The organism is Stenoxybacter acetivorans DSM 19021 (assembly GCF_000745895.1).
Classification (GTDB): Bacteria; Pseudomonadota; Gammaproteobacteria; order Burkholderiales; family Neisseriaceae; genus Stenoxybacter; species Stenoxybacter acetivorans.
In genome coordinates this window covers 1-13,683 of record NZ_JQKE01000023.1, presented here as the reverse complement: position 1 = coordinate 13,683, position 13,683 = coordinate 1, and the positions used below count along the sequence as shown (strand labels likewise).

Here is a 13,683-nt window from a genome sequence, read left to right as displayed (position 1 = left end):
CTCACAATAACAAAAAAACCACCATATTCAGACCGAACACACCAATGCAATACTTTTGTTACAATAACCCAAATTATTAAAATAATTTACCATTCATGATACAGAAACCAATTTACCTTTTGTTTGCACTCGCCGCCAGCCTGCCTTTACCATTCCTGCACAATTTAGGTAGCCTGTTTGGCTTGGCAGGATTTTATCTTGGCAAAAAAACACGCGCCCGCATCACGAAAAACGTGCATTCTAGCAAACTTGCCCAAAGCAACCAAGCTGAACAAAATTTAATAAAAGCCGTTTGCCGTGAATCCATGAAAAGCGGCTTGGAATTACCCATTGCATGGACACGCTCCACCGAATACATCGTATCCCTATTCAAACAAACCCACGGCTTAGAACATCTTCAGGCAGCCTTAAACAATAAGCAAGGCATTTTATTGATTACACCGCATCTGGGCAGCTATGATTTAGCAGGACGCTTTCTGAGTGAACAACTGCCTTTCCCGCTCACTGCCATGTACCGACCACCCAAGCTGCGCTGGCTGGAAAACGTGATGAATGCCGGACGTGTACGCGATAACGGGCGCACTGCGCCGGCAACCTTGCAAGGCGTCAAGCAAATTGTCAGAGCATTAAAGCAAGGTGAGGCAACCATTATCTTGCCCGATCAATTTCCAAAAGAAGGCGACGGCGTTTGGGTACATTTTCTTAATCAGCCCGCTTATACCATGACCTTAGCAGCAAAGCTCGCCAATCTGCCCAACGTTTCCACCCTCTTTTTCTGCGGAGAACGCCTGCCGCACGGGCAAGGATTTGCCTTACACATTGCCCCGCTTTCAGGCAGCCTAACAGGTGATAAAAAGCAAGATACTCAACTAATTAACAACAATGCAGAACATTGGATTGCCCGCTTCCCCGAACAATATTTATTTGGCTACAACCGTTTTAAAGGCAATCCGCCTGCTGATATGCGAGAACAAACCATGCCCCCGAAACATTGATACAACCCAATAACAGCACGCTTAATAAAAAATCCGCTACTTAAACCAATACAGCAATCCATTCACAAAAACTTTCAGCCGTAAACAATGGATTACCCCGCTGTTCGCAAAAACACAATCCACAATAAAAACCACACATACCAATAAAACAGAACCAAACAAACCGCCTTATTTGATTTCATTATCAGCAAGATTCCGCTTTTTATAAATACCTTTCTTTTTCACAGAGTACTCCGTATAATCACTTTCTCCTATCTGGGGGCGATCTTGGTTTCGACGGGGGTTGCGAAGCAGATGCGGGCATACCGGGTTCTCAGACACCCGTAAAACACTGAATCTAAATAGTCGCAAACGACGATTCTTACGCTTTAGCCGCTTGAGGCTAAACGTTGCAACGGTTCGCTGATGGACCGTGCGGGGCAACCCGCCGCAACGACATTTCACATCAGCTGGTTTGCCGCTGGGTTGCTTAACGGTAAATAAGATTCAAGGCAACTGGTTTTCAGGTAGCCTGTCTGTCGGCGGCTTGGAAACAAGACTTTTAAGTTGATAAGACTAAGTATGTAGAACGCTTTGTAGAGGACTTTCGGACGGGGGTTCAATTCCCCCCGCCTCCACCATAACACCTGCCATCTATCTGATAAACTCCGGTTTAGAGATAGGTGGTTTTTTTGTTTGTACAGCCCCGCCTTTTTCAGAAACTGGATATTCTGAAAAAATTTAGTCATTAACAAAAAAGATGCTGCTGAAGTAGTTTCGACTAAGGCAAAAGATATTTCCTCTAAATTCATCAAAAATAAGTACTGAAAATTTCATTATTTTCAAAGGAGAGTATGATGTCAAAAGCTTTACTCGTGATTGATTTACAAAATGGTGTTGGGCCTTTGTTGAACCCAATTAAGATAAATCCCTACCTGTAATCACGATAAATGGGATTTGGCGGGACGGGGTGGGATTCGGTGGGACGGTAAAATGAAATAAGATTTCATAGGGTGAAATGAGTTTTGAGGCATGAACTTTCAGTGGTTCGTGCTTTTTTTGTGGATTATAAACTTTTTTTGAGGGCGGTTAGTGCAGTATCTAAGAGGCGGGATTTGGCGTTTGATTGGAGTTTTCCGCCGGCGTTGATGGGCAAGTACGGGCGGGCGGGGATTTGGCTGCCGGGGTGGTTTACGCTTTTTCGGAAGATACCGTTAAATGATAAGGCTTTTTTGTTTTTGGCACGAATGGTGTGGGCGGCGGTTTTGCCGCCTAAGTGATGAATGGCCGCATACGCCAGATTACTGCCGATTTGGGCACTGTCGCTGTCATAGCGAGTGTCTACGCTGTCGGCCATCTCGCCGCTTCGGAACAGAATTTTGCCTTTGTTGCCGTTGGCTTTTGTTTTACGCTTGCCTTTACCTTTTTTCTTCTTCGGGTTTTCGGATTCGGATTCGGGTTCGCTTTTGCGCGGTGTCCATTTATCGCTGCCCCACGCCTCATTCTCAAAGTTTTCTTTGGTCATGGTTTCCAGTTCGACGGCAAGGCTGCGCATTAACGGACCGGTATTTTTGACGTTGTCCATCAGCTGCTTTAAGCCTTTGTCCAGTTCGTGGCTGTCCAGATTGATTTCTATCATGTTGATTTTCTTTCGGTCTGGGATTATGATTAACCCAAATTCTGTTGTTGGGTCCGGCGTGGTGTCGGGGCGGTGGTTCCGCTTTACCCTGTTCGATTCAGGCGTTCAACAGAATAGCCTCTTGTTACTGAGAATGCGCAATTAAGGGTCAGCTAACCAGCGTCTAATGCTCTGATTGTCGTGTAAAAGTCGAAGTGCAAGAGGTTTTTCATTTATTCTATCGGAACATAATCAACATTTTTGATTGCAGATTCAACAGAAATCATAGGCACATAAAAAGCCGACACCACTTCTGCTCCGTCCTTATTCATCTCAATACTCAATTTCATCGCTTGTTCATTACCCATGTCGTAAACATGTAATAAATGCCGATTGCGCACGTCCCACAACTCATAATCCGGCTTACCAAATTCTTCGATTATCTTACGATAATCCTTGACGTCGGTAATGGCATTGCCCGCCGCTTCGTGGCGCGTGGCTTTTTGTCCGGCAATCAAATGTCCGCGAAACGACACCACAGGGCTACCGATTTGTTCCGCCGGTAAGGCTGTCTGAAACTGCTGAATGACACGGGCAGACAACACGCCGATACCATAAGTTTTGCCTTGGGCTTTGCCGATACTGTGTATCACCCGCACCCACGCCAAAAACCCTTTTATCCTTGCCTCATGCCGCATATCTGCTGCCACCATCGCCAAACCGCGTTCATTGCCCAAAGCCGCCTGTGCTTTTTTCAGCCACATTTGGTCGAATAAATGACTTGCCATCGGGCTACCGTTAAAGCCCGCATCGGGTGCAAATGCGGCATTTTTTAGCTTACCGTAGGGTGCAACGCCTTTGGGCGGCGGAATCGGCGGTACCGTAGCGGGTTGCCTGATAAATTTCACCCGTGGATTTATCCGTGCCGATGTACTGATCGAACGGCTGTAAATCACTTTGAACGATTTTGCCGCTCTCTTTTGCACGCTCTTCGGTTAATGCTTTCACGGTACAGCGGCAACCGTAACCATTTGGCGGAAACGCATGTTGCCAGAACGGATCATCATGGACATAGACTGCACCGTGCATGGCTTGGTGCGTGGGGCGGGTGTTGCCGTCCAATACCGCGCTGTATTGCCAATACGGGTGGGTATCGGCGGCTTCAGACAACCGCTGATACTTCGCCGCCATAATCGCACTTCGGCGATTGGTATGGTAGATGATGCTTAAGCGGCGCGGGCTGCCCAGTTGCACCATTTCACCGTTGATTTCCTGCTTGCCCCACCAACCTTGTTTTTTAAGATATTCACCGGCTTTCTCTTCAAATTCACGATAACCGCCACCGCTTGTCATGGCGTTGATGACGGCTTTGCGGGTACTTGCCAGCATATCCATTTGCGTCATTTTGGCAATGGTGAAACTTCGGGCATGGGCTTCGTCCAGCGTGTCTTGCCAGTTCCAGCCGATGTGTATGCCTTTGGATTTTAAATGGGCAATGGCGGCTTCAGGGGCGAGTCCGAACAGGGCTTGCAGGTTGAGGGTGTCGGTAGTACTCATAAGCCGTTTTCCTGCTCACATTCCAACCTGCCCAACACGGAAGCAGTGAACAGCATATTGTTAAGACTCTCTTGCAATTCGTCCAAATTCATTTGCGGGCATGCGGCGGCAAGGTGTTCCAGCAGTTGTTCTTCACTGTGTTCACCCAGTTCGGCAAAGGTTTTCAGGGAGCCTGAAAGGGTTTGCCACAGCTTATCGGTGTAACCGTTTAACTCATCGGCAGGCGGCATCAACACCGCCAAACGGTCGCTTAAATCTTGCGGTTGATTGGCAGCGGCTTCGGTAAATTCAGCAGGTTTGTCAACGGCAGGCACGGCAATATCTGCATCACTCAAGTGATACGCCCGTTTAAAATAATCCACACTGAACGACACACCGCAACCCGTTAAGATTTGGTCGCGCCGCGCCAAGGCTTCATCACCGGCTTCTTCTTCATACAACACAAAGCGCGGCGGTGTGGCTGCTTCACCCAAATTCAGCTGCGTTATCCATGCCAATAAAGTATTCAAACAGCTTTCAACCACACGGCAATCGTTGTCGCGTATGTCTTGGGTTACTTCCAAACCCGCCGTTGCCGAAGCGTGATTGGTGTCTTTTTCGGTGGTTTGGTCTTGCCCGAGCAGGGCAATGGCGATTTCACTGCGGCAATAACGGATAAAACGGTCATACACCTCCGCGCTACCGGTCTTGCCCGCTGCTTCCTTGATGTCCACACTGGAATCATTGGGAATGGTTGCCACACCGTTACCAACCAATTTTTCCAAAGAGTCCAGTAATTTTTCGGTATCGGCAAGGGTATTGCTGCGCGGCTCTTTGCCAAACACCCACGGTGCACCGAATTTTTCGGCAAACTCACTCCAAAACTGCAAACCCGCCCGTTTGAATACGGCTGGCCAATAAATACTCGCCAAATCACCCATACCATAAGGATTTATATAACTCGCATTGTGAGCGGGACAGAGAAATTTAAACGGCGGCACCGACTCAGAATTGCCGCCACCCATTTCACCGACAAACACCAATTCGGCGGTTTCATTAAAGCGAAACCATTCCGGCGGCTTCGCCACGATTTCAGGCAGCCACAGATTGCTGTCAGTCTGCCAAACCAATTCCAAAGGCTGATAACCAAACAACACCGCGTCCAAGATTTGGTTAATCAGCGGGTACAAATCCAAATCGGCAAAATAATCATTTAAGGCTGCCTGAAAGTGCGCAGGCACACCGTCTGCTTCCAGCCGCCACTCCAAAGAAGTAACGGCGGCTTTGCGGCGGCGCACATGTCCGGCAACAATCGGATCGCTCAACAAATCGCGGTACACGGCAATGTCCTTGCCCAGTTTCTTCAGTATCGGATCGGGATTCGGCAGCAGCATACCCATGCCGCCTGCGCCCATAAATTGACGTGCAACGGCAATGTGAGCAGACAGGTTTTGCGGTTTAACCGTGGTCTTACCTTGAGTGGTGGACAGTTTGATATGTGGTTTACGGCTGCTCATGGTGTTGTGTTCTCAATGTATTTGATTGTTTGCGGGTGCGACAGCTTACCAATAACCCCGCGTCAAACGGCTTACCCGCTTGCACGCACGGCTGGATACTCTGGGACTGCCCACATCTTGCTGTGCGGCATTCAATGCCAAAAATGCCGCCCAAGTGCGGTCTGCATGACCGTTGGCGTCCGCTTCGGCAACAAAGCGCGGCGCACCCGTCGGGCTGGTTACTTTCTGCAATTTATGCAAATCGGTGCGCAAATCCTGATCAATCGGAATGCGGATCTTTTGGTCTTCAAAGGCTTCTTTGCCCACGGTTGCCAATGCCAATTTATTCGCGGCGGTAAACAACACGCCCTCAACGCGGCTTTCACCGTGTGCCGTCTTTGCGTCTTCAACGGGCTTTTCACCCAAACCGGTTTGGTCAATACAGCAGCGAATCACGCGATAACGAGCAAACACATCAGCCAGTAAATCCGCTTGTTCGGCAAACGAAATCCGCCGCCGCACAATCAATTCCCGCGTCCACAACACATCGCCCACTTGCTCCAATACCCACACCACAAACAAATCGTTGCGCACGGCAATATCCACGCCGACAAAACACACCCCGCCGCTGTAGTGTTCGGGCAGCCCTGCCTGCGGGTGTTCTGCGCCGTGTATCAAATCGTGGCTTAACCAAGCCGAAGCCTCGTCCAGCCATTGCAATTCAAATTCCTGTGCCCAAGCATCGGGGTCGTTTAAACCGGCTTTTAATTCGTCAATTTCACGCGGCAAACCGTCGGCAACGGCTTGGTAAATATCCACCACATGGCGGCTCCATTCGGTGTTCGCCAAGTCAGTCATCAACTCATAAAACTTATTGCCCTTGCCGTTGGGTGTAGAGACCACCCGCAGTTTCCAGCCTGCCGAAATCACCGGAAATAAGGCTTTCCAAATAGCGCGGCTGTCTTGGTGAAAGGCAAATTCATCTAAAAATACATTGGCAGAGAAACCGCGCGCGGTGTCGGGATTGGCAGGCAAAGCGGTAATCTTGCTGCCGTTCGGAAACACCACTTCCAGCGCATTTACCGTGGCATCAAACGGTACGGTTAATACTTCGCAAGCGATACCGGCTGCCTGTAAATGCCGCTTCACGCCCTCATTCATCGCTTCTTTCGCCTGCCGTTCGCCGCGCGACAAAATCACCCAGCGGGCGCGCTTGCCTTCGGCTTCGGCATCTAAACAATCAAGTACGATTTCCAGCGTGGTCGTAAAGGTTTTACCCGTTTGCCGCGCAAACATGCCTACCTTAAAACGGCTGTCATCCGCCAGCCAGCGTTTCTGGTAGGGATAGAGGGTTAAGGCTGCCTCTGTGGTATGCACGGGCATGGGTGTGTCGGTCATGACATCACCCCATAAACCTCTTGGCGAATACGCCGCAATGTATCGGCATCAATACCGCTGCCCTGCTGTGTGCTTTCCGCTTCCAGTTCAGCAAAGCGTTTATCTAACTTGTCCTTAAAGGCTGCCTGAAACTGTTTTAAACGGGTTGAAGCCGAAATCAACGGCGCGATGTTTTTGGCGGCAACAGCCATTTCGTGCAAGCGTGCCAACGGCTCAAGCTCTGAACTGCTGTCATTTACCGCCACCAATAAATCAAACAATTCGGTTTGCAGCATCGACATCAACGCGGCAGAACGTTTGTCGTCTTCGTCTGCCGCACCTTCGGCAATCAGCCGCGCCGCTTCAGTCGAAGCCTTAATCGACGCAAAGCGTTTTTCAATCTTCTGTCCATAGCGATGCACCGCGCTTCTGCTCACCTCGTAGCCCTGTTCCGTCAGCCACGCGGTTAAATCGTCATAACCACTAAAACCTTGTTCCGTCAGCCGCCGTTCAAAGGCAAGGCGAATGTTTTCAGGCAGCCGGTTAATCCCCGATGCACGTGCCATATCAGTCTTTCCAATACTTGGGCGGACGGGCAATGCCGGCGCGGCAATCAATGGTGTATTCAGCCAAATCCACCCCCGCCACGCTTAAATCGGCAAACCACGAATCCATCGGCGTAATCGTCAGCTTCACCAAGCTGCGCTCTTCCAAATACTTTAAGGCTTGGCGAATTTCGGTGAGGCTTACGGCGAAATCCTTGCCGTAAATTTCCTGCATCACATCGCGTAAAAACAGCTCGCCTGTGGTGTGCGGCAGTGCTTTGTGCAAGGTGCTGATGATGTACCAGCGTATGCCTTCCCGCCGTGCTTTCTCTTTCAGTTCAGTGTGGCTCATTGCTTCTTAATCTCCATTTTGTATAAATCGCTGATCATGCCCTGTATGCTGTCCAATTTTGCCGACATCACCGCTTCATTGCGGATATAGTCATCACGGCGGACATAGTTCAACATCACTGTATTCAATTCCTTGCGCAAATCATTTAATTCCGCCTGCAAACGCTCGCGGTGGCGTGTTTGTGCATTCAGCCAAAACCAGAATCCGGCTGACAATAAGCCGTACACCGCGTTAAACGCCCATTCAATCGTCATTTAATTTCCTTTAAAAGCGGTTTAAATACCCATTTAAAACATCAATACGCCGTTCACGGCAAATACGGCGGGTGTGCCTCAAACAATTTCTGACAACCGATGCAATACGCCGCATTCGGCATGGCAGCCAAACGGGCAGCGGGTATGGCTTCGCCGCATTCAATGCACACCCCCGATCCGTGTGGAACAAGTGCGGATTTTGCCGCTTGACGCGCCAACGCCGTTTCGGTAAACACCGCTTCATTTAAGGCGGCGCGATCTGCCCAATCCATTGTTTAATTCCTTACTTTCATACGCTGTTTTTTCTGTTTTTCTGATTAGAACAATATCAAACATGGCGTGCATACCACGCTATTCTTGCCGCTATTTGTTCATTTGCTGCCGCCGTGTATTTGCCGTTGCCGCAAATGCTTCGCTGTGTGCCGTAAAACCATGGCTCGTCTGTGCACAACAAAAATCCGGGCATTCCGTTTTTGGCGGCTTGGCGCATATCGGCACGACGGCAAGTCAGGCAGCTTTGTTTATTCATTTTTCGGCTCGGCTAAGGCTTCGTCCAAGCGTTGTTCCAAGAGTTTTATGCCCTTTTGCCACAACGTGTTTTGCCTGACTTCTTCCACTGCCATCGCCGTGGTTTTGACTGCCAAAATGGTGTAAACCGTTTGTTTGCTCGGTATCAAAGATGCCAACAAGGCAAAGCAGATGGGTAAGGCAAACCATGCTTTCTTAAAACGTTCTGCTTCGCCGTCCATACCCAAAATAAACCAATGGAAACTCAATACGCCGCTGCTGAGCAGTGCGATAATCAACAATACTGATCCCACACGGCACAACACATCAGCCAAATAAACCAGCCAAATCAAATCATTCATCATTTACTCCTTGTCTGTACCATTGCTGCCAGCCGCTCACTTGGCTGTCTCGCTTTAAACACCAAGCCCCATACTCGGCGGCGTGTTCTAAAATCACCGCCGCTTCGCCGCTCTTTGGCGGTACAGGCTTTGGATAATTTGCCAGTAGCTCAGCCGACACCGGCGGCAGCACCGCTTTTTCAATCGGTTTCACTGCCATAGAGGGCGCGGTTGTAGAGCCGCAAGCCGTGATCGCCGAAACACTCACCATCATCGCGATGGTTTGCCAACTGATCTTGTTCAATCGCATGGGTAATATCCTTTTTTACCTGTTCACGGGTATCGTCCAGTTCCTGCGCTGTTTGGGCCAGCTGCACACCTTGTTTTTGTGCAAAATTAAACCACTTTTGCTTTTCGGTTTGCGCCTGTTGTAAGGCTTCGGCATACGCCGCCTGTAAAGCCACGTTGCCCTGCGCATAATCACGTTCCAGCTCGGCGATTTGGGTGGTGTAATGCTGTTTGGACAGCGTGTAGCCCAAAACACAACCTGCTGCCAAGACACACAGATACACGGCAATGGTGATGACAAAATTACCCGATGGCTTAATCATGGCGCGCCTCCCCACGTTCGCCTACCACCTGTGCCGCCGCAATCCCGCGTCGAAGCAAGGCATAGCCACCCACCATTGAGCCGTAGGCAAGCCACAATTCCATGCTCGGATTTGGTGTGGCTAAAAACTGATAAGTCATCACCCCCGCCGCGATATTTGCCCATAGCTTTGAGTGCGACAGCGTATGCGTGGCAGGGTTGCCGATCAAACCGAATAAAGCGCGTAATACTGCCGTCATGATTGCTGCTCCTTAATAATCCGTCGCTGCATAGCGTAGGTTGTTTACAACCCGCTTCACCCAGCCTTTGCCAAAAGTATTGAAATTTTTAAGCCCCACGTAAAACGCCAACCATTCTGCATTGAACTTCATCAGTAAATCGTGCACATCGGCGCGGTTAATCGCAGTGAGCGAAACATCGCCAATCACGCCATCGTCCAACACCCCCGCCGCGCGTTGCAGCATTCGTGCCGCGTTGCCGTAGCCGTGGTTCACGCAAGCGTCAAAAAACTGAAACGCGATGGCACTTGGCATCAAAGCACAGCGGTAACGTTCCCAAAACGCGGTGCGGTAAATCTCAATTGCATCGGCTCGGGTCATTTGGCGCATGTCTTTGTTGTAGCCGTTTTCGGCGGCGGTGCGTTTGGTGATGCCCCAGTGGGTCTCGCCGCCCGGGTCGTGCGGGTGGTTCACATAACCGCCCTCATGCGACAGCACGCGGTTAATAAAGTCGTTGAAGTCAGACATAGAAATACCTCCCATTGAATATGGGCGTATTGTGTGCAATCGGACGGTGCAGGTCTTTTAATGCGCTTTAAAAATTAACGTGGGAAATGCCGTGAGTACGGCAAGGGAAGACAAAGAAACAGGCTGCCTGAAGTGAGGGCAGCCTTTAAAAGAAAGAAGCAATAATTTTATGTAAAGCGAAAAGCAGGCACGTCAATATGGTTATTTCCAAAATACAGGCTAACCCCCATTGCCATTTTATTAAGTTATCAATATGTTTTTTATTATCATGCCATTGCTTCTTTAAGGCTTCCGCAACTTTGCCGTCTTGTTCAAATTTAGATACTTCACTTTTCAGATGATCCAGTATTAACGCTTGGCTAATCAGAGCCAATCCACATATTAAGCCATATGCCAGTAAAGCAAAATACGCGGGTGTCGTACCGTCAGACCATGTTTTCAAAGCCAGCGCAGCAATCGGCAAGGCCAATACTTGGGAGAGTATCTTATTGAGTGTGTCATTGATACGGCTGATAAATTTCTCGCCGTTTTCTTCCAACTTTTTGACAAATGCCCCATAGCTGAAATTTTCTAAATAAAGGGAATACTGCCCTCTGACTTCCTTATCAATCTTGTCAATATTTTTAATAACCTCATAGAAATCAATATACTGATTTTCTTTAAACAGATTACACAATACTGATGCGACAATGGCTTTTTTTTCTTCGGTGTGTTTGCCTTCATCTTCTTGCAGCCATCGGCGAAACGCCTTTATAACAGCAACCTTTTGGCTATCCAGTTGACGTAATACAGTCAATAAAATCATCAAGATTTTGTTGCAAACGCAACGACATCCCAAGCGATTTTCTGCTGAAAAAGACAATCTCCTCACCGCGACAATAAAATGAACCGACTAAAGCGCGAGCAAGCCGACATACTTCTGTGAGATTTTCATTCGGCACTAATCCATCTTCACCACGTTGCTGCGCCCATTGATGCCAAACAATATGATCAGCGGGGGATTTATCATCGGTATCAAATTTTTCTGCCCACCAGCTCGCGTATCTGAAAAAATCTTGGTACCCCGCATAACCCCAGCCAACACTAACGTTGAACTCAAAAGTTACCGGCTCGTTGAGAGTAAAATCTTCCCCTTTCAACACGAACCAATAATCACTCAGCCAAGGTAACTCGTCCAGTTGCTGCATATCCTCTGCTGTTTTGGGCGTAAAAACCCCCTCCAAGACACCTGTTTTTTGTGTTTCTTGGAGTGCATCGGCATTGAGCAGTACATAGGGTAAATTCATTGTTCCGTCTGAGGTTTTAGTTGGGGATAGCGATCAAGGAGTCGAACAGCACTCTCCTTATCAATCTCTGCTTTAATATAATGTTGTTCGCCTACTTTGTCTATCTGGATTTCTCGGCCTAAATCTCCCATATTTCCTTGAATAGATGTGCTTCCAAGATCCAATTTGACCCTTTGGTTCCTTTTTAATACTGATTCATCCGGTATGAAGGAATTATTAACCTCAATATGATTGGCAATACAATAATCAGTAAAGCTTAAACAGTCTTCTAAACCGGCCGTTTTCATGGCTGCGTCAATAATGGGAGCAATATCTTCCATAACATCAACCGGTTCTTTATTATCCGAACACCGCTGCATTTCTCCGAGAATGCGTGCCTTTACTTCAGCGGCTTGCAGCGGGTTGTGAAAGGTTTCATCAATGAATTTACTGGTTTTTTTGATTACATCCTCGGTGGATTTTTTATCATCAATATGCTGCGCTACAGGAATGAAACCTTGAACGTAATCAGGTAATTTTCTGTTTCTCCTCTCAATCCAACGCACGTAAGAAGAACCCTGATAGTTATTAGGATTTTCGTAATGCTCGCGCATGGCTCGCAAATCAACACTCAAACCCACTTTCACCGCGTCATAGTCCAATACATTGGTGTTGATGAATTCGCCTGTTTCTCCATTGATACTCCTGTGTACACTCAAACTAATCAAGGAAAGCAACAAATAATCCCGCCCATTCTTTTTGTAAAAAATGATGGGAATATGCCCGCTGGTTGTGGCACTTTTTTGAATGACAAAGTGAAACAGACCGTGCGTTAACTCCTGGCTTACCTTGAGATAATCCTCATCAGAAGAAAAGGAGAAATTTTGGGTTGCCAGAATTTTTGATAAAGAGTGGTCAGCAATAAATCCTAAGCTAATTGAGCGATTGCTGCCTTTAGCCAGCACACCTTCCGCATATTCGACGAACTCCTCAACTTGTTCATTTTTTGTATGCAACCGATCCCTGATGAGAACGGTACTATCATCAATATCAGTACTGAACCGGGTTTTAATGATGCCATGAATCACTCCGGCCTGAATGGTTACTGAGTGCTCTGTTATAGTGGACATTCTCTACTGCTCCTTTATCAAAAAAACACTAATGTAGTTTAATAAAATCAGCTTGCTGTTTTTAATATTCATGCTGTCTGTAAAGATGAGGCTGGTGCTAACTTACTTTAAGAGCTTCAAAGTTATCGGCTTTTTTCTCTGCAACGATAAGGTTGACTCACTTACGAATCACCAAACACACAAAAATCATCTTTTTTAAACAACAGTTTTGGCATTATCTTGCCATTGCAGCCGAACCTATCCCACGCATTTGAACAGAGATTCTTGTCTTCGTTTGCTTGTATCAATCCATCTAAACAATCGTCTTCAAAAACAGAACCTTTTTCCCGAATGTTTGTACCAACCAGTTTGTCAATTTTTGCTTCAGTATCCAGCCGCATATTTAACCCCGAACAATTGCCGATTGCGTGTATGGCATAGCAAAAGTTTCGTGCGATTTCCTTGTTTGCCGCAGTGACGATATTTTCATCGGCGGCACTTGAAGCAACTACAGCATTCGTTGTTTGGGATGATTCACCACCACCGCAAGCGGTTAAAGCAAATGAGACACAGGCAAATAATGATACGAAAATTGATGCTTTCATTTTGATTTCCTCGTAGGTGAGTAATTTCAGTTTCAGGTTTGGGACAAGACAACCAAACAAGGTAAAAACAAGACAACTAAATTTTCTCGGTTCTAAACCATTTAAGCAAGATTTTATAGATATTTTGCTCTCTATGGTTAAAACGAAACTCAGTTTCTTTAAGATGAATTTCAAATAAGTGCTTATGAATACCTTTAAACTTCGCCAAGCGGTGTTTAGCGAAGCCCCAAAAGCTTTCAATACCGTTTACATGATTGCCCTTACCGTCGGAAAATTCATCATTACCATGATTGACACGAAAATGCTTTTCAAAACCCACATCAACCAAACCGTCGTAACCGCGCCAGC

21 protein-coding genes and 1 other RNA gene are annotated in these 13,683 nt (G+C 47.6%); 2 read left to right on the top strand and 20 right to left on the bottom strand.

What is annotated here, in order from left to right; genetic code table 11:
• The first annotated feature begins 95 nt into the window (after positions 1–95).
• Positions 96–995 (top strand): lysophospholipid acyltransferase family protein, encoded by a 900-nt coding sequence (locus Q384_RS04230; protein ID WP_156956444.1) that lies wholly within the window; start codon positions 96–98, stop codon positions 993–995.
• A gap of 257 nt (positions 996–1,252) precedes the next feature.
• Positions 1,253–1,615, top strand: a transfer-messenger RNA (tmRNA) gene (ssrA, locus tag Q384_RS12885).
• A gap of 425 nt (positions 1,616–2,040) precedes the next feature.
• Here ssrA and Q384_RS04220 read toward each other — a convergent pair.
• The 20 genes from Q384_RS04220 to Q384_RS04130 form a co-directional block, all read right to left on the bottom strand.
• On the bottom strand, positions 2,041–2,613 hold the full coding sequence (locus tag Q384_RS04220; protein ID WP_037586158.1) for a phage virion morphogenesis protein: 573 nt from the start codon (positions 2,611–2,613) through the stop codon (positions 2,041–2,043).
• Positions 2,614–2,825: 212 nt separating this feature from the next.
• Positions 2,826–3,500 (bottom strand): hypothetical protein, encoded by a 675-nt coding sequence (locus Q384_RS04215; protein WP_037586157.1) that lies wholly within the window; start codon positions 3,498–3,500, stop codon positions 2,826–2,828.
• The gene (locus tag Q384_RS04210) at positions 3,430–4,149 is read right to left on the bottom strand and encodes a phage head morphogenesis protein (RefSeq protein ID WP_051940447.1); all 720 of its coding nucleotides are present in this window, start codon (positions 4,147–4,149) and stop codon (positions 3,430–3,432) included. Before Q384_RS04210 ends, Q384_RS04215 begins: the two co-directional genes overlap by 71 nt.
• Complete coding sequence (locus Q384_RS04205; RefSeq protein WP_037586156.1) at positions 4,146–5,645, bottom strand: DUF935 domain-containing protein; 1,500 nt, start codon at positions 5,643–5,645, stop codon at positions 4,146–4,148. Before Q384_RS04205 ends, Q384_RS04210 begins: the two co-directional genes overlap by 4 nt.
• Before the next feature lie 45 nt (positions 5,646–5,690).
• A complete protein-coding gene (locus Q384_RS04200) occupies positions 5,691–7,022 on the bottom strand; it encodes a terminase large subunit domain-containing protein (protein WP_245608504.1) in 1,332 nt (443 codons plus the stop codon).
• Positions 7,019–7,567: a DUF3486 family protein gene (locus Q384_RS04195; protein ID WP_037586155.1), complete on the bottom strand. Its 549-nt coding sequence runs from the start codon at positions 7,565–7,567 to the stop codon at positions 7,019–7,021. Before Q384_RS04195 ends, Q384_RS04200 begins: the two co-directional genes overlap by 4 nt.
• 1 nt (position 7,568) lies before the next feature.
• On the bottom strand, positions 7,569–7,898 hold the full coding sequence (locus tag Q384_RS04190; RefSeq protein WP_051940445.1) for a hypothetical protein: 330 nt from the start codon (positions 7,896–7,898) through the stop codon (positions 7,569–7,571).
• Entirely contained in the window at positions 7,895–8,152 is a 258-nt protein-coding gene (locus Q384_RS04185) for a hypothetical protein (protein ID WP_051940443.1), read from the bottom strand. The genes Q384_RS04190 and Q384_RS04185 overlap by 4 nt, the downstream gene beginning before the upstream one ends.
• 53 nt (positions 8,153–8,205) lie before the next feature.
• Positions 8,206–8,424 (bottom strand): TraR/DksA family transcriptional regulator, encoded by a 219-nt coding sequence (locus Q384_RS04180; protein ID WP_037586154.1) that lies wholly within the window; start codon positions 8,422–8,424, stop codon positions 8,206–8,208.
• Between the two features lie 56 nt (positions 8,425–8,480).
• Positions 8,481–8,681 carry a hypothetical protein gene (locus Q384_RS04175; protein ID WP_037586153.1) on the bottom strand — a complete coding sequence of 67 codons (201 nt, stop codon included), beginning with the start codon at positions 8,679–8,681 and terminating at the stop codon, positions 8,481–8,483.
• Positions 8,674–9,021, bottom strand: a complete 348-nt coding sequence (locus Q384_RS04170; RefSeq protein WP_037586152.1) for a hypothetical protein — start codon at positions 9,019–9,021, stop codon at positions 8,674–8,676. Before Q384_RS04170 ends, Q384_RS04175 begins: the two co-directional genes overlap by 8 nt.
• Positions 9,014–9,220: a hypothetical protein gene (locus tag Q384_RS04165; RefSeq protein ID WP_037586151.1), complete on the bottom strand. Its 207-nt coding sequence runs from the start codon at positions 9,218–9,220 to the stop codon at positions 9,014–9,016. The genes Q384_RS04170 and Q384_RS04165 overlap by 8 nt, the downstream gene beginning before the upstream one ends.
• Positions 9,201–9,611 carry a hypothetical protein gene (locus Q384_RS04160; protein WP_051940441.1) on the bottom strand — a complete coding sequence of 137 codons (411 nt, stop codon included), beginning with the start codon at positions 9,609–9,611 and terminating at the stop codon, positions 9,201–9,203. The genes Q384_RS04165 and Q384_RS04160 overlap by 20 nt, the downstream gene beginning before the upstream one ends.
• Entirely contained in the window at positions 9,604–9,849 is a 246-nt protein-coding gene (locus tag Q384_RS04155; protein ID WP_037586150.1) for a hypothetical protein, read from the bottom strand. Before Q384_RS04155 ends, Q384_RS04160 begins: the two co-directional genes overlap by 8 nt.
• 12 nt (positions 9,850–9,861) lie before the next feature.
• Complete coding sequence (locus tag Q384_RS04150; RefSeq protein WP_037586149.1) at positions 9,862–10,356, bottom strand: glycoside hydrolase family 108 protein; 495 nt, start codon at positions 10,354–10,356, stop codon at positions 9,862–9,864.
• A gap of 145 nt (positions 10,357–10,501) precedes the next feature.
• Positions 10,502–11,161, bottom strand: coding sequence for a hypothetical protein (locus Q384_RS04145; RefSeq protein ID WP_051940439.1), 660 nt, complete (start codon positions 11,159–11,161; stop codon positions 10,502–10,504).
• Positions 11,127–11,642 (bottom strand): hypothetical protein, encoded by a 516-nt coding sequence (locus Q384_RS12595; protein ID WP_051940436.1) that lies wholly within the window; start codon positions 11,640–11,642, stop codon positions 11,127–11,129. Before Q384_RS12595 ends, Q384_RS04145 begins: the two co-directional genes overlap by 35 nt.
• The gene (locus Q384_RS04140; protein WP_037586148.1) at positions 11,639–12,751 is read right to left on the bottom strand and encodes a nucleoid-associated protein; all 1,113 of its coding nucleotides are present in this window, start codon (positions 12,749–12,751) and stop codon (positions 11,639–11,641) included. The genes Q384_RS12595 and Q384_RS04140 overlap by 4 nt, the downstream gene beginning before the upstream one ends.
• A gap of 161 nt (positions 12,752–12,912) precedes the next feature.
• Positions 12,913–13,335 (bottom strand): hypothetical protein, encoded by a 423-nt coding sequence (locus Q384_RS04135; protein WP_037586147.1) that lies wholly within the window; start codon positions 13,333–13,335, stop codon positions 12,913–12,915.
• A 76-nt stretch (positions 13,336–13,411) separates the two neighbouring features.
• The coding region (locus tag Q384_RS04130) for a transposase (protein WP_037586145.1) at positions 13,412–13,683 on the bottom strand (272 nt) is incomplete at its 5' end.